The organism is Sinomicrobium soli, from assembly GCF_003285545.1.
Lineage (GTDB): Bacteria > Bacteroidota > Bacteroidia > Flavobacteriales > Flavobacteriaceae > Sinomicrobium.
In genome coordinates, this window is the sequence record NZ_QLNV01000001.1 from 68,663 (window position 1) to 91,754 (window position 23,092).

Annotated in this window: 20 protein-coding genes; 6 read left to right on the plus strand and 14 right to left on the minus strand. The window is 47.1% G+C overall.

The genetic code is table 11. The annotated features are described in order from the left end of the window. Position 1 precedes the first annotated feature (1 nt). The 4 genes from DN748_RS00310 to DN748_RS00325 all read right to left on the minus strand — a co-directional run bounded on the left by DN748_RS00310 (position 2) and on the right by DN748_RS00325 (position 3,299). Positions 2 to 751 carry an isoprenyl transferase gene (locus tag DN748_RS00310; protein ID WP_112369770.1) on the minus strand — a complete coding sequence of 250 codons (750 nt, stop codon included), beginning with the start codon at positions 749 to 751 and terminating at the stop codon, positions 2 to 4. Positions 752 to 814: 63 nt separating this feature from the next. After that, entirely contained in the window at positions 815 to 1,522 is a 708-nt protein-coding gene (gene porG, locus DN748_RS00315; RefSeq protein WP_236636736.1) for a type IX secretion system protein PorG, read from the minus strand. Between the two features lie 217 nt (positions 1,523 to 1,739). Further along, positions 1,740 to 2,624 (minus strand): NAD kinase, encoded by an 885-nt coding sequence (locus DN748_RS00320; RefSeq protein ID WP_112369771.1) that lies wholly within the window; start codon positions 2,622 to 2,624, stop codon positions 1,740 to 1,742. Positions 2,625 to 2,642: 18 nt separating this feature from the next. Further along, on the minus strand, positions 2,643 to 3,299 hold the full coding sequence (locus tag DN748_RS00325) for a CBS domain-containing protein (protein ID WP_112369772.1): 657 nt from the start codon (positions 3,297 to 3,299) through the stop codon (positions 2,643 to 2,645). 292 nt (positions 3,300 to 3,591) lie between these two features. Between DN748_RS00325 and DN748_RS00330 the strand changes: the two genes are divergently transcribed. Continuing rightward, complete coding sequence (locus tag DN748_RS00330; protein ID WP_112370078.1) at positions 3,592 to 4,308, plus strand: pyridoxine 5'-phosphate synthase; 717 nt, start codon at positions 3,592 to 3,594, stop codon at positions 4,306 to 4,308. 45 nt (positions 4,309 to 4,353) lie between these two features. Here the strand turns inward: DN748_RS00330 and lipB are convergent, their stop codons facing one another. Both lipB and DN748_RS00340 read right to left on the minus strand, forming a co-directional pair. After that, on the minus strand, positions 4,354 to 5,073 hold the full coding sequence (gene lipB / locus DN748_RS00335) for a lipoyl(octanoyl) transferase LipB (protein WP_112369773.1): 720 nt from the start codon (positions 5,071 to 5,073) through the stop codon (positions 4,354 to 4,356). Positions 5,074 to 5,138: 65 nt separating this feature from the next. Beyond that, positions 5,139 to 5,297, minus strand: coding sequence for a YqaE/Pmp3 family membrane protein (locus DN748_RS00340; protein WP_112369774.1), 159 nt, complete (start codon positions 5,295 to 5,297; stop codon positions 5,139 to 5,141). Positions 5,298 to 5,587: 290 nt separating this feature from the next. Between DN748_RS00340 and lysS the strand changes: the two genes are divergently transcribed. Together lysS and DN748_RS00350 are read left to right on the plus strand one after the other, a co-directional pair. Further along, positions 5,588 to 7,285 carry a lysine--tRNA ligase gene (lysS, locus tag DN748_RS00345; protein ID WP_112369775.1) on the plus strand — a complete coding sequence of 566 codons (1,698 nt, stop codon included), beginning with the start codon at positions 5,588 to 5,590 and terminating at the stop codon, positions 7,283 to 7,285. A gap of 301 nt (positions 7,286 to 7,586) precedes the next feature. Next, the gene (locus tag DN748_RS00350) at positions 7,587 to 8,060 is read left to right on the plus strand and encodes a hypothetical protein (RefSeq protein WP_112369776.1); all 474 of its coding nucleotides are present in this window, start codon (positions 7,587 to 7,589) and stop codon (positions 8,058 to 8,060) included. 71 nt (positions 8,061 to 8,131) lie between these two features. On the opposite strand, the gene DN748_RS00355 is transcribed toward DN748_RS00350, so the two are convergent. The 5 genes from DN748_RS00355 to DN748_RS00375 form a co-directional block, all read right to left on the minus strand. Continuing rightward, a complete protein-coding gene (locus DN748_RS00355; RefSeq protein ID WP_112369777.1) occupies positions 8,132 to 9,730 on the minus strand; it encodes an amidohydrolase family protein in 1,599 nt (532 codons plus the stop codon). 85 nt (positions 9,731 to 9,815) lie between these two features. Next, entirely contained in the window at positions 9,816 to 11,309 is a 1,494-nt protein-coding gene (locus tag DN748_RS00360) for a S10 family peptidase (protein ID WP_112370079.1), read from the minus strand. 82 nt (positions 11,310 to 11,391) lie between these two features. Next, the gene (locus DN748_RS00365) at positions 11,392 to 12,741 is read right to left on the minus strand and encodes a SusD/RagB family nutrient-binding outer membrane lipoprotein (protein ID WP_161554434.1); all 1,350 of its coding nucleotides are present in this window, start codon (positions 12,739 to 12,741) and stop codon (positions 11,392 to 11,394) included. A 92-nt stretch (positions 12,742 to 12,833) separates the two neighbouring features. Beyond that, positions 12,834 to 16,394, minus strand: coding sequence for a SusC/RagA family TonB-linked outer membrane protein (locus DN748_RS00370; RefSeq protein ID WP_112369779.1), 3,561 nt, complete (start codon positions 16,392 to 16,394; stop codon positions 12,834 to 12,836). Positions 16,395 to 16,535: 141 nt separating this feature from the next. Further along, on the minus strand, positions 16,536 to 17,675 hold the full coding sequence (locus DN748_RS00375) for a FecR family protein (protein WP_161554435.1): 1,140 nt from the start codon (positions 17,673 to 17,675) through the stop codon (positions 16,536 to 16,538). A gap of 173 nt (positions 17,676 to 17,848) precedes the next feature. On the opposite strand from DN748_RS00375, the gene DN748_RS00380 reads away from it, so the two are divergent. Continuing rightward, entirely contained in the window at positions 17,849 to 18,394 is a 546-nt protein-coding gene (locus tag DN748_RS00380) for a sigma-70 family RNA polymerase sigma factor (RefSeq protein WP_112369781.1), read from the plus strand. A 28-nt stretch (positions 18,395 to 18,422) separates the two neighbouring features. Here the strand turns inward: DN748_RS00380 and DN748_RS00385 are convergent, their stop codons facing one another. Beyond that, positions 18,423 to 19,079: a class I SAM-dependent methyltransferase gene (locus DN748_RS00385; RefSeq protein ID WP_112369782.1), complete on the minus strand. Its 657-nt coding sequence runs from the start codon at positions 19,077 to 19,079 to the stop codon at positions 18,423 to 18,425. A 416-nt stretch (positions 19,080 to 19,495) separates the two neighbouring features. Between DN748_RS00385 and metK the strand changes: the two genes are divergently transcribed. Further along, positions 19,496 to 20,752, plus strand: coding sequence for a methionine adenosyltransferase (gene metK / locus DN748_RS00390; protein WP_112369783.1), 1,257 nt, complete (start codon positions 19,496 to 19,498; stop codon positions 20,750 to 20,752). Between the two features lie 135 nt (positions 20,753 to 20,887). After that, positions 20,888 to 21,796: an IS1595 family transposase gene (locus DN748_RS00395; RefSeq protein ID WP_112369784.1), complete on the plus strand. Its 909-nt coding sequence runs from the start codon at positions 20,888 to 20,890 to the stop codon at positions 21,794 to 21,796. A 51-nt stretch (positions 21,797 to 21,847) separates the two neighbouring features. Here the strand turns inward: DN748_RS00395 and DN748_RS00400 are convergent, their stop codons facing one another. Together DN748_RS00400 and DN748_RS00405 are read right to left on the minus strand one after the other, a co-directional pair. Beyond that, complete coding sequence (locus DN748_RS00400; protein ID WP_146746534.1) at positions 21,848 to 22,531, minus strand: hypothetical protein; 684 nt, start codon at positions 22,529 to 22,531, stop codon at positions 21,848 to 21,850. A 64-nt stretch (positions 22,532 to 22,595) separates the two neighbouring features. Then, positions 22,596 to 23,087 carry a hypothetical protein gene (locus tag DN748_RS00405; RefSeq protein ID WP_112369786.1) on the minus strand — a complete coding sequence of 164 codons (492 nt, stop codon included), beginning with the start codon at positions 23,085 to 23,087 and terminating at the stop codon, positions 22,596 to 22,598. Positions 23,088 to 23,092 lie beyond the last annotated feature (5 nt).

The following is a 23,092-nucleotide window of genomic DNA, read 5'->3' on the forward strand; positions in this document are numbered from 1 at the left end:
GCTATATTTCGTTAAGTTGTTCGCTTGTTTTTCCAAATCTACGTTCCCTGTTCTGATAGTTTAGAATTGCTTCATACAGTTTTTCCTTATTAAAATCGGGCCAGAGGGTTTCGGTAAAATAAAGCTCGGCATAGGCTATCTGCCAGAGCATGAAATTGCTGATTCTCAGCTCCCCGCTGGTACGTATCAACAGGTCTACATCGGGTAGATCCTGCGTGTAAAGATGCTCATTTATAACTGATTCGTCAATATCTTCTACAGAAATTATATTATTTTTAACTTTAGTCCCTATGGCTTTTACCGCATGGGCAATCTCGTCCCTCGAACCGTAACTCAGTGCCAGGGTGAGGGTCATACGGCTGTTGTTACGGGTCTTTTCGATCACCTCTGCCAGCTTTTTGGATACGGTACGGGGCAGAAGGTCCATACACCCTATGGCATTGAGCCTGATATCATTTTTGTTAAGGGTTTTAAGTTCTTTCCCCAGTGAAGTAATCAGCAGTTTCATCAAAGTCTCCACTTCGAGCTTCGGGCGTTTCCAGTTCTCGGTAGAAAACGCATACAGGGTAAGGTGTTTCACCCCCAGTTCTGCGCAGCCTTCTACAACTTCCCGCACAGATTTCGCGCCCTTTTCGTGCCCGAACACCCGCAATTTCCCGCGTTGCTTTGCCCATCGTCCGTTACCGTCCATGATAATGGCTATATGTGCCGGCAATCGCTGCTTGTCTATTTCGTCTTTTACAGTATCCATTAATCTATTTCGTCAAAGGAAAAACAACTCTTTCCTCTTGATGTCACGTATGGCAAACCCGCTTTAATCATAACAATAATTACAGGGCCTTTTTCCGAAAGTATACGTCAGGGTGATCCCGCTGAACACATACCAGTCGTTGGTGTTATAACTGCCGAAAACCCTGTAATCACCCGCTTCCGGCTCCTTCTCGGGATAACTCCCGTCTATATCATTGGCCAGGCTATACCTCACTATAACCTCAGCCCCGAGGATCAGGTTGGGCAACACCTCACCCTTGACTCCCAGTCCGAAAGGAAATGCCAGGGTTGTCCGTCTTTTCTGGGGCCGCAACTGCTCCGTGCTCTGCTCCAGATACCACATCCGGTAATTCAACCCCGCTACCCCCGCATAAATGTAGGGGGTAAACGGCCTGTGCAGGGAATGGAGGTCGAACTCCCAGAAATTAAACTCTATCCCCAGGGATGCCTCCAGTATTTTATTGGAGAACGCATATCCTCTCGCTTCCCGTGCCTGATCGCCGGAGTCGGTGTCATCGGCATGCAATTTCGTATAAGACAGCATCGCCCTGTACGAATACCGCGAACTTTTATTCCATTTATATATACCTCCCAAAGCCAGTTCGTTGGGGTTGATGTAATTGGTCTTCCCCACATCCCCTATAAAATTACTCCCGCCGAGAAACACCCCCAGTTCATGGATCTGGGCAGTACCGGCACAGCATAAAAACAGGAAAAAGACCGTCGTAATCCCTTTTCCGCATGCTTTCAAAAGTTTGCAAATATAATAATTATGATTGCTCATGGGTAATTTCCTTTGAATTAGTATGCTTAATCAACAGATTTAAAGGTTTTTTATTGTTCAATAACTGCCCCGGCACCCCTGTGCCACCGTATTCCCAACCCTGCTATTGCTAAAAAAAACACACTCGTTTCAAGTTACAGGTTACCTTCAACCTGCTAACTTCATGCTTCGTGTTTGCAACATTTCAATTTCTTTTATCTTCTCCCCAGAGCAGTTTGTTCCTCAGGGTCTTGAGGAAACTCTCCGACCGGAGTTCCACCATACGCATTGCGAAAGGCGCCTTTCTTATAATGATCTCCGTTTCTTCGGGCAGGGTGGCTACCCTGGAATCCAGGGATACGAGATAATTGTTTTCCCGCCCGGAGACCTTCAGCCTGATTTCGGTATCATCGGGAATTACCAGGGGTCTCGCATTCAGATTATGAGGCGCTATAGGAGTGATTACCAGTCCCGTAGCATCCGGCGTCAGTACCGGACCGCCACAACTCAGGGAATATCCCGTAGAACCGGTAGGGGTCGCTATAATAAGCCCGTCCGCCCAGTAGGAAGTGAGATACTCGTCGTTCAGGTATGTAGCCACGGTGATCATGGATGCGGTATCCTTGCGGTTTACGGCCACTTCATTCAATGCAAAATTGATCTCGGCCAGTGCTTCATTTTCGGGGCGCGTACTGATCTGGAGCAACGTACGACCTACCACTTCGTATGTTCCGCTGAAAACGCTGTCCACGGCTTCTCTTATATGCTCTTTCTGTACGGTAGCCAGGAACCCCAGCCGCCCGGTATTGATCCCCAGAACCGGGATACCTAGATCGCGTATGTACAAGACGGTACGGAGTATGGTCCCGTCGCCTCCCACACTGAAGAACAGGTCATACCCCTCATCGAGATCCTCAAAGGACGCAAAGGTCCCGTAGTTCTTCTCCACTTTCAGAAAACGCCGCAGGTGTTCCAGGTATTTCACTTCCACCACAATTTCCACCTCCCGCTCTTCAAGGGCTTCGAGGAGCGTAAGCACGTATTTCTCACTGTCGCTGTGATAAAATTGTCCAAAAAGACCTACCTTCATAACCGGATACCGTGATTTTTATATATTGAGGAATTTTTTCAGATAGTCCGACCTTTCCCTGAGACTGGCCAGGTACATGTCATCTTCATTGCCCATAACGATACTGTAGCCATACCTCCGGAACGACTGTATTATGGCATTCAGCCCCGTGTTTCCCACTTTCAGCGTTATCTGCGCCCGGTCTCCCTGACCGGAGGATATGAAAGCACCGAGCAGTTTTCCGTTATTGCTTTCGACGATTTGCGAGATCTCGCTAAAGGTGTAATCCGTGCTGCCCTTTTCTACAATGAGGATCCCACCTGGCTCGTTAAAGAACGGGGTCTCCCGGAAAAGCCCCATAATGTCCGTGAGTTCGTAATACCCCAGGTATTTTCCTTCCTTGTCCAGTACCGGCATGATATTGGCATTGTTCCCGGCAAATTCCTCCAGTACTTCCAGCCAGTGGGTATGCTCTCCCACGAAAAAAGCGTCGAGGGCATAACCGTAATCGGAGATCTTCTTTTCCAGGTCAAATCCCGCCATATCTTCTTCAGAAACATTCCCTACCAAATGCCCGTCTTTCACCACGGGAAGGTGCGTATTGGTTAGTTCAAGAAAGCATTCCCTGGCTTTTTCCAGGGTATCATCCGGGCTCAGGGGAGGAACATCGTGGTTTATACAGGTATTGATCTCCATAGTGCAACTTTACTCGATAATCGAGATTTAAATACTCCAAGGCCTGCCTCGAAATTGTAAAAACAGGTTTCTATTGCATACTCGTGGGCTTGCCCCAGAGGTTCTTGATTCAAACAAACCGGGAAAATGGCAACCGTTCCCCTTATTCCGGGCCGTTTCGGCCTACGGGATCACAACTCATTACGAGTCAATCGCTTACCATAAACCCTTCTTTTCGGTCAGCAAATTAATTAAATTATGTGAGAATAAAGCAGGATGAAGTTTGTATTTTTGCTCTTATTTTATCTCAGGCATGACCCGGTTAAGTGTAAACATCAACAAAATAGCCACCCTTCGCAATTCGCGCGGTGGTAATGTACCCGATCTGCTGCGCATGGCCGCGGATATCCAGGAATTCGGTGCTGAAGGCATCACCATCCACCCCCGTCCGGATGAGCGGCATATCCGCTACCAGGATGCCAGGGACCTGAAAGATGTGGTTTATACGGAATTCAATATTGAAGGCAATCCCATAAAAAAGTTCACGGATCTCGTTCTCGAAGTAAAGCCCACCCAGGTAACCCTCGTCCCCGACGGGGAAGATGCCATTACCTCCAATGCCGGATGGGACACCGTAAAACACGGGGATTTCCTCAGGGAGGTCATTGCCGAATTCAAACGCAACGGCATCCGGACCTCGATCTTTACCGACCCCGATCCGAAGATGGTGGAAGGTGCGGCAACAACGGGAACAGACCGCATAGAGCTGTATACGGAAGCTTATGCCTCTGCTTTCGAAAAAGGCGACAAGGAGGGGATCCTTCCTTATATCGAAGCCGCAAAAACCGCAAATTCACTGGGACTGGGCATTAACGCCGGGCACGACCTGAACCTGGAAAACACCAGGTTTTTCAGACAGAACATCCCCGGGCTTCTGGAAGTTTCCATCGGGCATGCCCTTATTGCAGAATCGCTGTATCTCGGCATTGAAAACGTGGTAAACCTATATCTTGACAGGCTAAAGGAATGACCTGACCGCTCCGGCCGTAATAATGGCAACGGATATCGGTCAGCGTCAGGGCAACACCTTTTCGGCTCCTGTGCCCTTCGCCTCAAAAAGACGTAGAAAATGAGTCCTGATCCTTTGGCGGACCTCCTCCATATCCACCGTTTCCCTGCCGAGTTCCACATTCAGCGAAGTGACTGCTTTTCCGCGTATCCCACAGGGAATGATATGATCGAAATACCCCAGGTCGGCATTGACGTTCAGTGCAAACCCGTGCATAGTCACCCATCGTGAAGCTCTTACTCCCATAGCGCATATTTTACGGGCAAAAGGTGTCCCCGTATCGATCCACACCCCTGTTTCCCCCTCACTGCGCATGGCACTGATCCCATAGTCGGCCAGGGTAAGTATGATCACCTCCTCCAGAAAACGGAGGTATTTGTGAATATCGGTAAAAAAGTTGTCCAGGTCCAGAATGGGATAGCCTACGATCTGCCCGGGGCCGTGATAGGTGATATCCCCTCCCCTGTTGATCTTGTAGAAGGCAGCTCCCCTGGCCTCCAGCTGTTTTTCATTGAGCAGCATATGGGCCATATCCCCGCTCTTCCCCAGCGTATACACATGCGGATGCTCTACGAACAGCAGGTAATTGGGGGTCTCAAGACCGGCATTCTCCCTCCTGTTCTTCATTTTGATATCCAGTATTTCCCGGAATAACTGTTCCTGGTAATCCCAGGTCTCCCCGTAATCGCGAAATCCGAGATCCTGTATGTCCACCTGTTTGTTCATGGTACAAAGATAGCCATTAAAAACAACCCGGCACAGCCACTTCCACTACTTCCCGTACTGCATTGCTACCGGTTCGGGTTATTGAGAATGACCAGGGCGGCGATCACTCCCGGAACCCAGCCGCACAGGGTCAGCAAAATAACGATCACAACAGAACCACATCCCTTGTCCAGCACCGCAAGCGGCGGGAAGAAAATAGCCAGTAAAACTCTCCAAATACTCATTATACACTTATATTAACCCCAGGAAAATATCCTGTTTTCTTATTGATTGTAAATATCCACGCTGTAAGACGACAAAAACACCGTTTTGTTACACCGGCCCGCTGCATCCCCTGCAAAATTAAATCATCATTTTTCAACTACCGCTTTTTGTGTCGCTTTTATCACGGGAAGATGATATACACCATGTACAAGGAACCCGTTTAAACTTTTCTTAATAGGCCGCAGAATATAAATTGTAACTATCTTTGCATCTTTAAAATAAAAAAGGAATTTAACATACAGCGTTTGATATGCAGCTTTCAGAACAGGAACTCGTAAGAAGGGAGAAACTCGGAAAATTGAGGGCACTGGGAATAGACCCGTATCCTGCGGCCTTATACCCGGTAGACCATACTTCCGGCCGGATCAGGGAAGAATATGAAGAAGGCAGGGAAGTCGTTATAGCCGGCCGCCTGATGAGCCGGAGGATACAGGGCAAGGCCTCTTTTGCCGAAGTACAGGACAGCGAAGGAAGGATACAGGTGTACTTTAACCGTGACGAAATATGTCCCGGGGAAGACAAGACACTTTACAACGAAGTATATAAGAAGTTGCTGGACATCGGGGATATCATTGGTGTCAGGGGACAATTATTCACTACCCAGGTAGGAGAAAAAACGGTTATGGTCAGGGAGTTTACCGTGCTGAACAAATCGCTGCGCCCCCTTCCCCTTCCGAAGGTGGATAACGAGGGGAAGGTCTACGATGAATTCAACGATCCGGAACTGCGATATCGTCAGCGCTACATAGACCTGGTGGTAAACCCGCAGGTCAAGGAGACATTTATCAAACGGACCAGGATCACCAACAGTATCCGTGAATTCTTCAACAGCCGCGGTTATCTCGAGGTGGAGACCCCCATACTGCAACCCATTCCGGGAGGAGCGGCCGCCCGGCCTTTTATCACGCATCACAACGCGCTCAACATTCCGCTTTACCTGCGGATAGCGAATGAGCTATACCTGAAAAGGCTTATCGTTGGCGGGTTTGACGGCGTTTATGAATTTGCAAAGGATTTCCGCAATGAAGGAATGGACCGCACCCATAATCCCGAATTTACGGTAATGGAGCTCTATGTTGCCTACAAGGACTACCACTGGATGATGGATACCACCGAAAAATTACTGGAGAAAGTAGCCGTGGATGCCAATGGCAGCACTACGGTCAAAGTCGGGGACAACGAGATCAGCTTTAAGGCGCCCTACCCGAGGGTACCCATCTTACAGGCCATAAAAGACCATACCGGTTACGATGTGGCCGGAATGGATGAAGAAGCCCTCCGGGAAGTGTGTAAAAAACTGGACATTCCCGCCGATAACACCATGGGAAAAGGCAAGCTTATCGATGAGATCTTCGGAGAGAAATGCGAGCATCATTATATACAACCCACCTTCATCACCGATTATCCCAAGGAAATGAGCCCGCTTACCAAGGAACACCGCGACAACCCCGATCTCACGGAGCGCTTTGAACTGATGGTTAACGGCAAGGAACTGGCCAATGCCTATTCGGAGCTCAACGACCCCATAGACCAGCGGCAACGTTTTGAGGAACAGCTGAAGTTGTCGGAAAAAGGAGATGATGAGGCCATGTTTATCGACCAGGACTTTTTACGGGCCCTGGAATACGGCATGCCGCCCACGTCCGGGATCGGGATCGGGATCGACCGGCTGGTGATGCTGCTTACCAACAACGCGTCTATACAGGAAGTCCTTTTCTTCCCCCAGATGCGACCGGAGAAGAAGCCACTGGAACTCAAGGACAACGAAAAAGCGATCCTCGGGATCCTGCAAAAACAGCAAAGCATGACGCTTGATGCGCTCAAATCAGCAACCGAACTGAGCAATAAGGCCTGGGACAAGGGCATGAAAGGCCTTTCCAAACTGGGGCTTATCAATGTCATTGTGGAAGGCGACAGCAAAACCGTTGTCTTACAGGAACAGGAATAGTTTCGAAACTATAGATGACTAACTATTTGGTTACTGGTTATTAGGTTATTAGGTTATTGAGTTATTCAGACAACGACTCAATAACCCATTAACTAAGTAACTCAGTAACTTAGCAACCTGATAACTCAAATCATAAACGAGATGTACTAAAGCATATAGATTTGACTTCGAATGAGATTATTAAAGTCCGGGATTTGACAGTTCCGGACTTTTTTTGTTAAAAAACATTAAAAAACTCAATTCTGTTTAAACCTCCTGCCTTTCTTCCGGTCTAACCTACAAAATCTAAAAAAAGAAACATATGAAAAAGTTATTGACTTTAGCCATTGCTCTTACGCTGGTAAGCGGGATCATGGCGCAGGAAAAAGGGGAAAGAAGAGGTATGGAAAAGAAAAAAGAAAGGATATCGCATTTTAAGGATCTCACTCCCGGGCAGCTCGCAGCGCTTCAGACCAAACGCATGGCCCTGAAACTGGACCTCGACGCCTCACAGCAGGAGGAAGTACTGAAGCTCAACACCGAACTTGCCGAAAAGAGGAAAAGCCGGATGGAAGCCTTTAAAAAGGCCGATAAAAGCGTAAAAAAGGAATGGTCTTCCGAAGACCGGTTTGCCTTTATGAACACACAACTCGATGCCCAACTGGAAGTTCAGAACCGTATGAAGGACATACTGAACGACGATCAGTACGACCAGTGGAAAAAGGATCAGCACAAACGTTCCTTTAAAAGGCATTATGCGTTTAAGCACAGAAAATCCATGCCTCACAAAAAATAATCAGTTCAATATGAAAAGGCCGGCCCGGGCATTCGTCCCGGAGCCGGCCTTTTTTATCAGGAGAGAGGCCGTTATTTCCTTTTTATCCCGGGCTGCATTATGTGATAACTTTTCTTTACTTTAGAATTCGCCACTATATCCTTCACATCTTCGAGCAGTTGTTTTGCATCGTAAATAATGCCGTCTTTTACCGTATATTTTACGCCTCCTACACGAACGACCTTATTATCTTCGGTAAGTTTTATGGCACCTGTACCGTACAGGCTCTGGAAATTCTCCAGCGGATTTTCCTCTACGATAACAAAATCAGCCAGCTTTCCGGGCTCCACCGTACCGATCTCCTGGTCCATACCCAGAGATTCCGCACCGCTTAATGTGGCTGCCTTGATGACCTCAAGAGGATGGAAACCGGCTTCGCGGAGCAGTTCCATTTCACGCGGATATGCAAATCCGTACAGTTCGTAGATAAACCCGGCATCCGTACCTACGGTGACCCTACCTCCGCGGTTTTTGTATTCATTGAGAAAGACCATCCATAATTTGTAGTTCCCCTTCCATTCAATCTCCTGTTCCGTACCCCAGTAATGCCAGTACGATCCGTGGGACTGCCTGCTGGGCGAATAGAAATCCCACAGTGAAGGCAGGGTGTATTCCTCATGCCATTCCGCACGCCTCGCCCTGGTGAGATCCCGGTTGGCGTCGTAGATTACCATGGTGGGAGACAGGGTAAAATCGAGGGAGATGAGCTCATTCATGACCGCATTCCACTTCTCCGAATAAGGCTTTGCAGCCTGTTTCCACAGCTGTCCTGCTTCCCCGAACCTGTCCTGTTCGTTCTGGTAATTGTAATCAAGGGAATAATGTTGTACCGTCCTGTCATCAAAAAGGGCTTCGGGAAGGCCGTACCAGTGCTCCATGGAGGTCAGTCCCGCACGGGCACTGTTCAATACGTTCCATTCGCCTACGTAAATCTGTGCATGGTGCATCTTGGAACGGAGCCCCAGTTTTTTATTTTCATCCAGGGCAGCGGCCATAATCCTGGGCGGAGAACCGAAGAACTTAATGCCATCGGCCCCTTTTTTGGCGTTTTCGCGTACCCATTCCCTGGCCTGTTCGGGAGTGGTTATGGGAGTCGGGCTGTTCCTGGCAAAAGCGGTATACGCTTTTATACGAGGGGCCGTGATCTCGTTGTGCTCGCTTTTTTTCTTTTCATCCAGTACCCAGTCCAGCCCGTTGCCACAACCCGGGTCGGCGATCGTTGTAACACCGTGCCCCATCCATAGTTTAAATACATACTCGGCCGGAGTTCCCTGAGAAATTCCTCCTATATGCGCATGGGTATCCACGAATCCGGGCAGAATATACATTCCGGTAGCATCGAGTTCCTTGCCTCCCGGTTTTAATTCGGGCCGTCTTTCCGGGTCGATCTCCACCCCCGGATAGCCCACGGTTTTCACATCGGTAATGCGATTGTTTTCCACCACAATATCTACGGGGCCCGTCGGGGGTGCAAGGGTGCCGTTTATCAAAGTAGCTCCCCGGATGATGAGTTGCGGCCACGGGCCCTCGCCCTCTTCCCGCGGAGGGGCTTTTTCTATCTGGGCATGGGCCTGAAATGTAAACACGGCCACGCAAGTGAGTGACAGGCATATGATGTTCAGTGTTTTCATGAGAATTATGTTTTTACAGATTAAACAGGGGTAAAGCAAGTCTGCCGAAAGTTCCGGCAGACCTGGCTTCCGGCGGCACATAAATTTACCTCCTCGCATACCGTGCGGGCTCATCCCCGGCCGGCAACGTATTTTTTATAAACTCGCGCAGGTCGTCGTTGGCCGTCACTACGTCTTCGCTGCGGAGATACATCATATGCCCGCTGCGATACCCTTTCCAGCTCATCCGGTCTTTCAGTTTTCCGCTGGGGTCCATCTGCCACATGTTGTACTGGGCGTTAAAATAGTCACAGGCCCCGTCGTAGTAACCGGACTGTACCATGACATGCAAATAGGGATTCTGGGCCATGGCCTGGCGCAGGTCGAGGCCGGTGGTATTATTGCTCCTGTCCCACGGACGTACGGGCCCGAACATATAATATTTGAGATCGGTATCGTATTTCAGGTAATTTTTCATGTAGTAATTGATGGCAGGGGTAAATTCGTGCAGCCAGGTAGTGAGTTCCGCAGCGTAGTCCGGCTGTTCTCCGGCATCCATGGCATCAATACCAAGATACCTGGAATCCAGTCGCCCTATGGTATACCCTTCGTCCCGAAGCAGGTCTTTCCAGAAAAAGTTTTTCGGAACCCGCAGATTATGCTGAAGGATAACTTTTTCAGACAACCCGGAATAGCGGGAGATACGGGCGGCCATCTCTTTCTTTTCGGCATCCGGCAAAAACCCGCCTCTGGCAATGGCCGGGATCAGTTCGTCAATGGTAAATTTCTCTACTTCCGGCAGTACATCGGTAAGGTCTTTGGATTGCAGGTCGGCCGGTAATTTTTTATGATACCAGGCAGCAGCACAGTAATACGGCAATATATTGGCGGCATCGGCAGCCATGCCCCTGTCCATCCCGAGTGTTGTGGGCGATACAAGGACCACCCCGTTGAGGTACATCCAGTGCCTGTTCTGCAATTCGAGAGACAGTCCGGATACCCGTGGCGTACCGTAACTTTCACCGATCAGGTATTTGGGGGATTCCCAGCGGTTCTGCCGGGTCACAAAGGTATTGATCCACGCTGCGAGGTATTCGATATCCTGTTTCACCCCGAAGAATGCCTTTTGCATTTCTTCTTTGCTCATGGTGGAAACCGCCCTGGAATATCCCGTATTTACGGGGTTGACATATACAATATCGGCAACATCGATAATAGAGTTGGGGTTGTCCTTTACGGTATAAGGCTGTAACGGAAAACCTTCGGCATCGATATTCAGGGTTTTCGGGCCGGTATATGCCATATGCATCCATACCGAACCGGTGCCGGGGCCACCGTTGAAGGAAATGAAAAGCGGCCTTCCGGAACGGTCTTTCACATCCGAGCGCTCGTAATAGGTGAAATGCAACCCGGCAATAATATTGCCTTTATCGTCCCATACGGGATATTTACCGGTGGTAGCCTTATATTTTACCGGGACACCTTTTATGGTTACCTGCCCGGTGGTAACAACAGTGGTATCCATACTGGTATTGAGTTGCTGTGCACCGACAGCTACGACGGCAAAGACTGCTATGATAAATGTGTAAATCCTATTCATGATCATGTGTTTGATTAAAGAATTGAACAAATAAACAAACGGTTTCCGGGTATCCCGGATAACGGTGAATACCCGGAACCGCTCAGTTGATATCCCAGAACAGTTTGGTTGTCAACAGGTCTCCTCCTATGGCCGAAGCCGCACTTTCGTAATTGGCACGGTTCAGTGTCTGTTCCGAAATAGGGTAAATAAGCCTGACGGGGACGATATCCACATAAGATTCGGGCGGAGCCGAAAGTTCCGGGTAATCCAGCCTCCGGTATTCGGTCCAGGCTTCCAGTCCCTGGTTAAAAAGTGCGATCCATTTCTGTTCTCCTATCTTTTGTTTCCAATTTCCCGTGGCAGTGGTATAAGCCACCCCGGGTTGCAGAAGATAGTTATCCGCACCTTCCACCCCGTAATATTCGAAGGAGGCCTTTATGGCCTGGTTATAATGCATTTCGGCATCCGAAACCCCTGCCAGGCCACGTTCTGCAGCTTCCGCAAGAAGAAATTCTACCGTGGAATAATCCATAAAGATCACCGGGGTGGTGGGTTCGTAGAACAAAAGCCCGAAAGGCGAAAAGGATGCATAAGAGACTACCAGGCCCGGAGCAGAGCCTATGAACTCGCCGCCGACATCCTGGAAAAAGACACTTCTCCTCGGGTCGTCCAGGTCGTTCATAAGGTCTACAAAAGGTTTTGCTCCTACAAAATCACGGCGGTTCCCTACGGCAAGGTCTGTCCACAGTTCATTTGTATTGGGCGGAGCAGACTGGTGCACTACCTGTGCAATATCTGCATTGGAGGTAAAAATACCGGGAAGGGCCTCAGTGATTATTTCGGCAGCCAGTGAAGGGTTTGAGTCGGCAATACGCATCCCCATTTGCAACAACAGGGAATTGCCCAGCTTTTTCCAGGCCGAAACATCCCCGTCATAAAGGATATCGTTATCCCAACAGGCCCCGGATTCGTCGATATTGCCGATAGCCGTCCTCAACCTGCCGATCAGGTCTTCATAAATGTTCCGGGCATCGTCGTACTGTGGTGAGATATTCTCGACATCGAGAGCTTCGGAATAAGGTATATCACCGAAAGATTCCACCAGTTTTGCATAGGTAAATACCTTCATAATTTCCAGGGTAGCCAGCATATTCAGTTCTTCCGGCCCGTTTTCAACGCCGTTTACTTCCGGGTTACTCTCTATGATACCGGAACTTTTTTCCAGGTTGATAAGGACCCCCATATACACATCGTTCCAGGTGAAATTGGAATAATAGGTTGCGCCTTCATTATAGGTTACCGAAGATATCTGCTGCGCGAGTATCCGGGTTGTATTGAAAGGATTGCCATTTGCGCCGTATGTGATACCGCTCAGCAGGTCGGACATGTTTTTTATGGCCAGGTTGAAGAACGTATCGGCAGGAGCATCGGAAACATTTTTTTTATCCACATTCAATTTTTCCAAATCTCCGGAGCATGAAAACAGTATTATGAATATGGAAAACAGGATAAAAAAGTTTTTCATCATCATTTAGTTTAAAGTTAGAATTGCAGTTGCACATTCACCCCCATATTCCGTGTGGATGGCAGTACCCCGTTCTGAAAGCCTTGCAGGTTACCGGAACTCAGATTGGCTTCCGGGTCGGAGAAAGGCAGGTTTTTGTGAATGATCCACAAGTTGGAACCGACGATCCCCACTCTCATAGACTCTATATGGAGTTTTTCGAGGAAACTTGTTTTGGACAGCGTATAAGTAAGGGCCACCTCCCTGAGCTTGATATAGGAGGCATCATAAATATAGTAGGCGTCAGGCGCCTTGATACTTCCGGTTGCATTCTGGTAGGTATTCATGGAGGTACGTACGGTATTGACACTACCATCTGAAGCTACACCTTTAAGTACAATACCGCCACCGTCTGCCAATGTATTGCGCACCGGGTTGCCCAGGTCGTTCAACCCGGCCGAATAATCGTATAACCCGGACCTGTTACCGGTAGCGATATCCTGGGAGAATACATCGCCGCCTTTCTGCATGTCGACCAGGAAACTCAGGTTGAAATTTTTGTATCTCAGACTGTTGGACATCCCCCCGTTCCAGTCCGGGGTAATATTCCCGATCACATTGTTTGATGTGGTTGTCCGTTCAAATTCCCCCGTTTCCTGGTCAATGACCCTTTTTCCGTCGAGATATATAAAATCTGTTCCCTGTATGGTTCCGTACGGCTCTCCTACGGTAGCATTGATGGTTACGCCCGAAACACTGCCCAGTTGCAGGTTGCTTCCGCCTTCGAAGAGGGTGAGAACCACACTTTTGTTTTTGGCCCAGTTCAGGTTGACATCCCACGAAAAGTCTTCCGTGGAGATCACCGTCCCGGACACAGCGACCTCAAGCCCTTTGTTCTCGATCTCACCGGCATTTACGAATTTGGAAGAATACCCCGTAGTGGTCGAGATGGCCACGGGCATGATCTGGTCTTTGGAATTCGTCTTGTATGCAGACAGATCCAGCCGTATCCTGTTGTCCAGAAGACGTACTTCCACCCCTCCCTCAATACTTACGGTCCTTTCCGGCAACAGGTTTTCGTTGTTCTTGGTGGGGTTTGTGCCGTACAGCGGCACCGAACCGAAGGGAGTGGGCTTGTTCAGTACGTCCCTGAGACTGTTGGCAGGGGCCGAACTTCCTACCTCGGCATAGTTCAGCCGTAATTTCCCGAAGGAAAGTACCTCGCTGTCGATGAGGTTGGAGAATATAAAACTCGTAGATACGGAAGGATAGAAATACGTACTGTTTTCAGGAGGGAGCGTAGAGGAATGATCAAACCTTCCCGTGAGGTCCAGGTACAACAGGTTATCATAGCCCAGCGACAATAAACCGTAATATCCGTCTACTCCTATCTTCTCCAGGACTTCTTCGGGGGCTTCCGGGACATTTACGGAATTGGTCAGGGAAAACACACCGGGTATGACCAGCCCCCCGTTGGTCATGGCACTGATGGAACTGAAGCTGTTACGGCGGATGTTGACTCCCAATACGCCACTGACATTGAGTTTTTCGGAGACGTATTTGTTGTAGTTCAGCATGAGATCGTAATTCATCTCACTGTAATTGATATTTTTTCTGGAATACATCCCTACAGCACCTGCGGTACCTTCGTTAACTCTTTCTTCCTGCAGGAAGGAATAGGTGTCCAGGGATACTTTGCCCTCTATGTTCAACCAGTCGGTAAACTTGTATTTGATCGATGTATTGCCAAAAATCCGGCTCCTGGTATCGTTCTGATAGTTTTCATAGACCACCCAGTACGGGTTGTCTATGGTCCCGCCCATAAAGGGATCGATATTCCTCCCGGTCGTGAAGTAGGCATCCTTAAGTTCTTTTATACCTACGTTCATCGCCCAGTACTTCCGCATGGAAGCCACGACATTTCCGGCATTGGCCCCGGTTTCGTTGCCGGTACGGTTCCGGCCAAGGGCATCGGTCTTGATGTAATTGGCACTTCCGGACACGCTGAGTTTTTCCGAAATGTCAAAAGAAGTGTTCACGGATACGTTATTCCTGGTGAGGTCGCTGTTGGGCATGATACCTTCCTGGTAAAAGTTGGTATAGGACAGCCTGTAGGTTGCCTTATCACCATTACCAGCAAAAGAAATGCTGTTGGAAGTGGTTACCGGTGTTTCGAAGAAAGTGACCAGCTTGTCTTTCGGAGCTTCCCAGGGTGTCGGCTGCATATAATTGGGAGACTCCGGGTAGAAAGAATCCCACTGGTAGACCAACAGGTTAGGATCAAAGGGAGCCCCGTACGAGCCATAAGCGGTAGATGGTGTTACCAGGTCAGGGACCCCGTCTCCGTTGACATCGCTTTCCTCGAAAAAACCATTGCCGCCAGGACCGTATAACGCCCCGTATCCCGTACCGTATTTATACTGGAAATCAGGCCATGTGGATTTGTCTATCCATCCTACGGTAACACTGGAATTAATGGTCACTGTCGGCTTTTTTTTGGCTCCGCTACCGGATTTTGTGGTGATGATCACCGCCCCGTTCGTAGCCCTGGAACCATACAGGGCTGTTGCTGCGGCCCCCTTGAGAATGTTTATGGACTCGATATCGTTGGGATTGATGTCTGATGCGAGATTGCCGTAATCAAACCCTCCGGCACCCGTTTGCTGGTCGGAAGAATTGAAATTGGAATTATTGACGGGCACGCCATCTACGACAAACAACGCCTGGTTGTCGCCGGTAAGCGAAGTACTCCCGCGAATGACTACATTACTCGATCCGCCCATATTGGTATTATTGCGTATCTGTACCCCGGCGACTTTACCCGACAGGGAATTCACCACATTATCTGAAGGCACCTGGTTCACATCTTCGCCATCTACTTCCTGTGTTGCATATCCCAGCGATTTCTTTTCCCTGGAAATCCCCATGGCCGTTACCACGACTTCGTCGAGCTTGGCAGAATCTTCTGTAAGCATAACCGTAATGGAAGCCTGATTGTTAACCGGGATTTCCTGTGTCTTAAATCCGATGTAAGACACTACCAGTATGGCGTCTCCACTGACCTCCAGGGAAAAATTCCCGTCAAAATCGGTTTGCGTCCCCCTTTCACCGCCTTTTTCCAGAACATTTGCACCGGGCAGAGGCTGTCCCCCGGCATCGGTGACCACCCCGGTTACCACAGTTTGTACGCTGCCCTTTTCGCTAATTTTTAAAGGCCGTTCTGCCGAAGGTTCAGGTTTATGAAGTTTACTGAGGATGATCTGCCGCCCTTTGATCTTGTAATCCACTTCCGTCCCCCTGAATATCACACCCAGGATTTCCGAAATTTCTTTTTGATCAATTTTCAATGTTATTTTCCGCTTAAGGGATATCACATTGCTTTCGTATAAAAACCGGTATTCCGTAAGGGCTTCTATCCGGCCGAATACTTCTTTGACGGTAACATCTTCGAGGTTCAGGGACAGTTTATCGTCTGCCTCCGAGGCATTGACCTGGAGTGCAAAAAACGAAATAAAAAGCAGGGTAACCATAAGTCTTATCTTCCGGTCAAATGAGGGAAATCTCCAGAACGGGAGGTCTCTGGTTAATTTTTTTTTCATAATTTTACATCGATTTAAATAGTTGATGAATACGATATTTAATTCACTATTAAGTCTATCGGGGAAGGCGCCAACATTCCCCGATTTTTTGTGAATTCTTACGATGAAAGGGTTACGTCATAGGCAATTTTTTTACGGAGGTTAGTTAATGATTATCTGATCATCTTTTATGTTATAGGTATAGGGAAAGATCTCTTCAATAGATTTTAAAACGTCCTCTATTTTTTCCACTTCCACACTAAACCTCGCATTCAGTTTTTTACCGGCCAGTTCCGTATTGTTGTTTTTTATGGTTACATTGTATTTGCGTTCCAGTTTTATCAGGGCTTCACCGAAGGGCGTATCCCGGAATACGAGTTCTCCCTTGGTCCAGCTGGTATAGAGTTCGACGTTCACATCTTCCGTCCTGGTGGTACGGGAGGCCCTGTTCCAGGCTCCTTTGGTCCCGGGTTTCAGAACGATATTATCAGCAGTATTATAAGTATTGCTCATGGCTACAGACCCTTCTATCAACACGGTTTTTATCTCGGCATCTTCCCGGTAGGAGGATATGTTGAATTCCGTTCCCAGCACCTCTACGGTTACCGCATCGGCATGCACGAGAAAAGGATGTTCTTTATCTTTGGCTACTTTCAGGTAGGCTTCACCATCTATATAAATCTCTCTTTTATGACCATCCGGGAACCTGACCGGGTACTTTATATGGGTTCCCGAGTTAAGGTGAATGGATGTACCGTCCGACAGTTCTATTTCAAAGATCTTCCCATACGGGATCCGCAATTCGTGAAAAACAAGCTCGTCTGCCTGCACATCCGCCTCATACCGGATCTTATTACCCTGTTGTTCCGCGATCACTTTACCCGAAGCAGAGACGATCTGCTGGTGCCCTGCCTGGTCGATGACCTCTATCCTGTCATCTCCCGTTTTTAACTGAATGCTGTCTTCGGCAATACCAGGTTCCCGGGAAGACACGAGCATTACCCGGAACAAATAAACCAGGGAGATCATGCCTGCAAAGACAGCGGCATATTTCAGTACGTTTTTGTATATCGGTTTAACCCGGTGCCTGTCGGGGCGCATCCTGTCTTTTACCTTTTTCCAGTCCCGGTCGGCATCCAATTCCTTCAGGAAATCCAGCGACTCATCCGTAAGTTTTTCGCGATGGAGGTCCCGGATCAGTCTTTTTTCATCTTCGGTCAGGTCTTTCAGAGCTTCGGCATCAATCGTACCGGAATTTTTAAGTTTTTTCAGAATTGCGCTAATCCGTTCTTTTTTCGACATCACAAACATGTTTCTATTAATATGTTATAGAATTTGTTAAACAGGGTGACAAAAAAATATGTTTTTTGTAATTTTTCTTTATATAGTGTTTTTTAAGTGATAATTTTTTTGAGTTAAGTTGGAAATTGTTAATTTTCCCTAAAATCCCTCACTCAAATTGTCTATGAAGCTCTATGAACGCAAAGTCCGACATCAATGCCGTTGAAATAGAACGACTTTTTAAAGAGAACTATGATGTACTGTGCCTGGTCTCTTTCAGGATACTAAAAGACAGGGATACGGCAAGAGATATTGTACAGGATTTTTTTGTTTTTTACTGGCAAAAGAAGAATACGATATCCATAAATGTCTCTTTTCAGGCCTATGCCGTCAGGGCCGTGAAAAACCTGAGCCTGCTTTCGTTGCAAAAACAGCGAAAGGAACATCTGCTCCTCCGGGATTTAAATACGGAGGAAGAGGACTTAAGGGATCTGAGGGATAAAACAGGCAGTTACACTAAAATCCTGGAAGTATTGAACCATCTCCCGCGCAGCCGGAGAGAGATATTCATATCCTCCGTGATACACGGCCTGAGTTATTCTGAAATTGCGGAATCTTATAATATTTCTGTAAATACGGTAAAAACCCAGATAAAAAGGGCTTATGTTTTTTTAAGGTCAAAGGTCAGCAAAGAGGACCTGTTATACCTGTCCCTGTGGCTCTCACTTGGGGCCTTCTGAGGAACACAATATATCCGGATTTTGTGGTTTAGCCCTTTGCTATTTTCACCATAGTATATTTCCTTTCCACCGCGTCGCCCGTTTTACTTTTCACCCGTTCGGTTTTATCTTCAAACCCAGTGATTTTCAGCTCCGATACTGCTATGAGCTCTTCAATATCACGCTTGTCAAAAAGCCTGAACCGCACTCCTACAAAAGGCAGTTTACGCATAAATTCCCTGTCTGCATACGTCAGTACACCTATTCCTCCCGGTTTTAAGGTTCTTTCGATCTCCTGCAACAACTTTTCCGGATCTGACCAGAAATAAAGGGTATTCACCGTCATGACCCGGTCGAAAAAACGGTCGGCGAACGGTATGTTCACTCCGTCATAAAGCTGAAATTCCGCCGGCTTCCCCATATGAGCATTCCGGGCCTCGTTCCACATGGTTTCCGAAACCTCCAGGCCAAAATACCGGAGCCCCGATGCCCGGCCCAGCAACTCCACCAGATGCCCGCAATTGCCGTGGCCCAGTTCCAGTACTGTATTTCCGTCGTCCAGCCCGAGCAACCCTATCGTATTGATCGTCATCCCGATATTGGACATATTCATATTTTCTCCTACCGCAACTCCCATTTTTCCGCTCGGACAGCTCAATTGCTTTTCCAGTTCGCGAATCTCGGTTTCCGTTAATGTTTTCTTCATTTCGGGATTGTAACAGTTCTTGTTTGAATTTCATTTAACAGCTTGTATGCCCCCATGACCGGTCACACGCAATGAGACCCTGCCGGTAAAGCCCGGGTAATATGTTTTCATACAGATACTATGGTAAGGCAAGATAATAAAAAACACCTTTCCATTTTCCCCGCTCAAGAGATACAGATATAAATCATAATTTCGTGACGGATTCATTTTGCAATTCAAATCCGTTTCATACCTTTGTCGGCACATTTAAAGAAAGAGGAAGGATTTGACTGATTGCAACCTCGGTAAAAAATGCTAAAAACAGTTGGTTCCGCCCTTAAAAACGGCGCCGGTGAATACCGCAGAACAAACCGCTTTAGCAACTTCTTTCAGTAGCTCCTTTCTCCATTAGACAAACAAAAATTCAAATTGAGATAATGGCTTATTTATTTACGTCCGAGTCAGTCAGTGAAGGGCATCCGGACAAGGTTGCCGACCAGATATCCGATGCGCTTCTGGACCATTTCCTGGCCTTTGACCCGGAATCCAAGGTGGCATGCGAAACACTGGTCACTACCGGGCAGGTGGTACTTGCGGGAGAAGTAAAATCACAGACCTACCTCGACCTGCAGAATATTGCCAGGGAGGTGATCAACCGTATCGGTTATACAAAGGGGGAGTACCAGTTCAGCGGGGATTCGTGCGGAGTGATCTCGCTCATACACGAACAGTCGCAGGACATCAACCAGGGGGTAGACCGGGCCAGCAAGGAAGAACAGGGCGCGGGAGACCAGGGAATGATGTTCGGCTATGCCACCAAAGAAACGGAGAACTATATGCCGCTGGCCCTGGATATCTCTCATAAAATATTGCATACCCTGGCCGGGTTGCGAAAGGAAGGAAAAGAAATTCCCTACCTGCGCCCCGATGCCAAGGCACAGGTCACCATAGAATACAGCGATGATGACATCCCCCAGCGTATCGTGACCATTGTGGTCTCTACCCAGCACGACCAGTTCGACAGTGATGATAAGGCCATGCTGGACAAGATCCAGAAAGATATCAGGGAAATCCTTATTCCCCGTGTCAAGTCTCAACTCCCGGAAGGCCTGCAGCAGCTTTTTACAGACGATATCCAGTATCACATCAACCCCACCGGAAAATTTGTGATCGGAGGGCCTCATGGCGATACCGGGCTGACGGGGCGCAAGATCATTATTGACACCTACGGCGGGAAAGGTGCTCATGGCGGAGGGGCTTTTTCCGGCAAGGACCCCAGTAAGGTAGACCGCAGTGCGGCCTATGCTGCAAGGCATATTGCCAAAAACCTGGTCGCCGCAGGTGTAGCCGATGAAGTACTGGTACAGGTAAGCTACGCCATCGGAGTGGTAGAACCTACCTCCATCAGCGTAAACACCTATGGAAAATCGAACATCGACATGACCGACGGGGAAATTGCCCAAATCGTGGAAAAACTGTTTGATATGCGCCCTGCCGCCATCGAGGAACGGCTGAAACTGCGCAATCCCATATACCTCGAAACCGCCGCCTACGGCCATATGGGTAAAACACCCCAAACCGTGACCAAGGTATTCGAATCGCCCTACAACGGACGTATCGAAAAACAGGTAGAACTCTTTACCTGGGAAAAACTGGATTATGTAGACAGGATCAGGGAAGCTTTTGCGCTGTAATATCCGTAACTCCGGAAGAGGTGTCATTATATAAAAAAACGGGAGAGCTTATGGGTTTTCCCGTTTTTTTATATAATTTTTTGAATATCCGTAATTACTCATAATTTTGTATATTTCACTGAAATAGAGCGTTCCATGAACATATTCACATTCACAGCCCATTTCGGGGATGAACAGGCCTGTCGGCATCATTTTAAAGAACAACGGGATAAGATTGGGGTCACCTGTGCCCGTTGCGGCCATACTGAACACTATTGGATAAAAAGCCGTTGGAGCTACGAATGTAAAAGCTGTCGTCACCGGACTTCATTAAGGAGCGGAACGATTATGGAGAGTTCCAACCTTTCGTTTTTGACCTGGTACAAGGCCATGTTTTTAATGAGTGTGACCAAAAAAGGGTTTTCGGCTAAAGAAATGCAACGGCAATTAGGTCAAAAGCGCTATGAACCTGTGTGGGCCATGGTGCACAAGTTGCGAAAGGCCATGGGTAACAGGGATGCCCGTTACACCCTGGAAGGGATGCTGGAGCTCGATGAGGGCTATTTTACGGTGGAAACCTCCGAAGTGGATCGGGATAAAGGCGTTAGGGGACGTGGAGCTGCCGGTAAGCAGAATGTACTGGTCGTGGCAGAGTCCACCCCGCTGGAAGACCCACAAACTGGTAAAAAGGACAAGCACGTCAGGTATTTTAAGGCCAAGGTACTGGATACCCACGAGAAAGGCGAGGTATCCGAAGCTGTGGGCAAATCACTAGACGAAAAGACCATTGTCTTTAGCGACAAGAGTACCTCATACGTGGACATTGCCGATTATGTTGAACTACACATCACCGAAAAATCCAACAAGGAAACCACGAAGGAAACCCTGAAATGGGTACATATAGCCATCAGTAATGCCAAACGCAACCTATTGGGCAACTATCACAAGATAAAGGGCAAATATTTACAGTTGTATCTCAATGAGTTTGTGTACAAACTCAATAGAAGATATTTTGGAGAACGCCTCTTCGATAGGCTTGTGGTGGCCAACATCACTGGATTATGACTAAAAACGGATATTCAAATATAATTTTCTCCTGAATGGAAAAACCAACGGCTATAGTGGCAGATTTGTTTTAAGTTTTTTCAGGTAAACCTCATTCCAGTCATCTGCTTCGTCTTCAGCAAATTCTTCATAGGTATAATCGGGGTTATTCTTTTTTTCTCTCATTTCAACAAAATCTCCAAAATACTGAAAGCCTGAACTATAATAGTATTCTGTTAATTTGGCATTAGTATTGTCAAGGATATACAAACTTCCCGTGTCACTTTTCACCCCACCAATACTCCCGGTAAAATTATATTCGTATAGATATGTTATATTGTTTTTTTCCCAGGCTCCATAAAAAAAATCATTATTCTTGCTGTAAAATACAGGATCCCCTAATCTGGCCAATAAGGTTCTGTATAGTTTTTCACTTTCTTGTGATGTAAAAACATTCACTCTAAAAAAAGGTATTACCACTTCATTTTCTTCAACATAAAACTCTAATCGGTTTTGACTTTCGTGTTTTTCCGAAACCTGTCCGTTCAGGTCAATATCATTGAAGACTAAAAGTCGGGGATCCATAGAAATATACAGGCTTAAATTTTCAAATGTAGCCGACTGTTTTTCTGTTTGATATTTATTTATTAAGTCATTGCCCGAATATGGCAGATTAATTTCGGCCAAATCTATTTCCTGAGAGCTGCACGATGCCATCATTATCAATAAAAATACTATAAAGTGACTTTTTTTCAATAACCAGAATATCATAATTAAAAAAACAAACATTGAAAGAGATGTAAACATAAACTTCCCAAACTCATAGGACCATCAAATTACTCTCACTCGAAAACTCACTAAAGATCATGTAAGTAGGAACATTTGAAATATTGTTAACCAAGCTTAGAGATATATTTCTATTTCCAGATTTCCACTGAAATTTCGTTCCGAATTCATTTTCAAGTACCTTTTGTTTTTCTGAACCGATTTCATCTATTCTTTTTATAACCGAACCAACTTCCGTATCGTTTTTAATCAGAACCTTATAACCAATTACTTTTCCATATTGACAATAAACCAGCGCCTTGTCCCCATCGACATAAGGATGTTCAAAATCACCTTTTTTTAAAGTGAAAAATGCAAAATATTCATTTCCCTCTTTTTTCAAATTGTTGTCAATAAGACCATCCCATTTCTCACCTATTATGTTTACCAAAGTATATATTCCGTTTGAACAATGTATGAGAAAACCGGAAGAAAAGATTCCTATGGCACCAAAACCAATATTTAAAAAAAACTTCCTACGTTTCATAAATA

Coding starts and splice junctions, on each gene's coding strand:
- DN748_RS00375 (WP_161554435.1), bottom strand. CDS start 17,675: ATGTCGAAAAAAGAACGGATTAGCGCAATTCTGAAAAAACTTAAAAAT.
- lysS (WP_112369775.1), top strand. CDS start 5,588: ATGCAGCTTTCAGAACAGGAACTCGTAAGAAGGGAGAAACTCGGAAAA.
- DN748_RS00320 (WP_112369771.1), bottom strand. CDS start 2,624: ATGAAGGTAGGTCTTTTTGGACAATTTTATCACAGCGACAGTGAGAAA.
- metK (WP_112369783.1), top strand. CDS start 19,496: ATGGCTTATTTATTTACGTCCGAGTCAGTCAGTGAAGGGCATCCGGAC.
- DN748_RS00380 (WP_112369781.1), top strand. CDS start 17,849: ATGAACGCAAAGTCCGACATCAATGCCGTTGAAATAGAACGACTTTTT.
- DN748_RS00405 (WP_112369786.1), bottom strand. CDS start 23,087: ATGAAACGTAGGAAGTTTTTTTTAAATATTGGTTTTGGTGCCATAGGA.
- DN748_RS00350 (WP_112369776.1), top strand. CDS start 7,587: ATGAAAAAGTTATTGACTTTAGCCATTGCTCTTACGCTGGTAAGCGGG.
- lipB (WP_112369773.1), bottom strand. CDS start 5,073: ATGAACAAACAGGTGGACATACAGGATCTCGGATTTCGCGATTACGGG.
- DN748_RS00325 (WP_112369772.1), bottom strand. CDS start 3,299: ATGGAGATCAATACCTGTATAAACCACGATGTTCCTCCCCTGAGCCCG.
- DN748_RS00330 (WP_112370078.1), top strand. CDS start 3,592: ATGACCCGGTTAAGTGTAAACATCAACAAAATAGCCACCCTTCGCAAT.
- DN748_RS00385 (WP_112369782.1), bottom strand. CDS start 19,079: ATGAAGAAAACATTAACGGAAACCGAGATTCGCGAACTGGAAAAGCAA.
- DN748_RS00370 (WP_112369779.1), bottom strand. CDS start 16,394: ATGAAAAAAAAATTAACCAGAGACCTCCCGTTCTGGAGATTTCCCTCA.
- DN748_RS00355 (WP_112369777.1), bottom strand. CDS start 9,730: ATGAAAACACTGAACATCATATGCCTGTCACTCACTTGCGTGGCCGTG.
- DN748_RS00395 (WP_112369784.1), top strand. CDS start 20,888: ATGAACATATTCACATTCACAGCCCATTTCGGGGATGAACAGGCCTGT.
- DN748_RS00360 (WP_112370079.1), bottom strand. CDS start 11,309: ATGAATAGGATTTACACATTTATCATAGCAGTCTTTGCCGTCGTAGCT.
- DN748_RS00340 (WP_112369774.1), bottom strand. CDS start 5,297: ATGAGTATTTGGAGAGTTTTACTGGCTATTTTCTTCCCGCCGCTTGCG.
- DN748_RS00310 (WP_112369770.1), bottom strand. CDS start 751: ATGGATACTGTAAAAGACGAAATAGACAAGCAGCGATTGCCGGCACAT.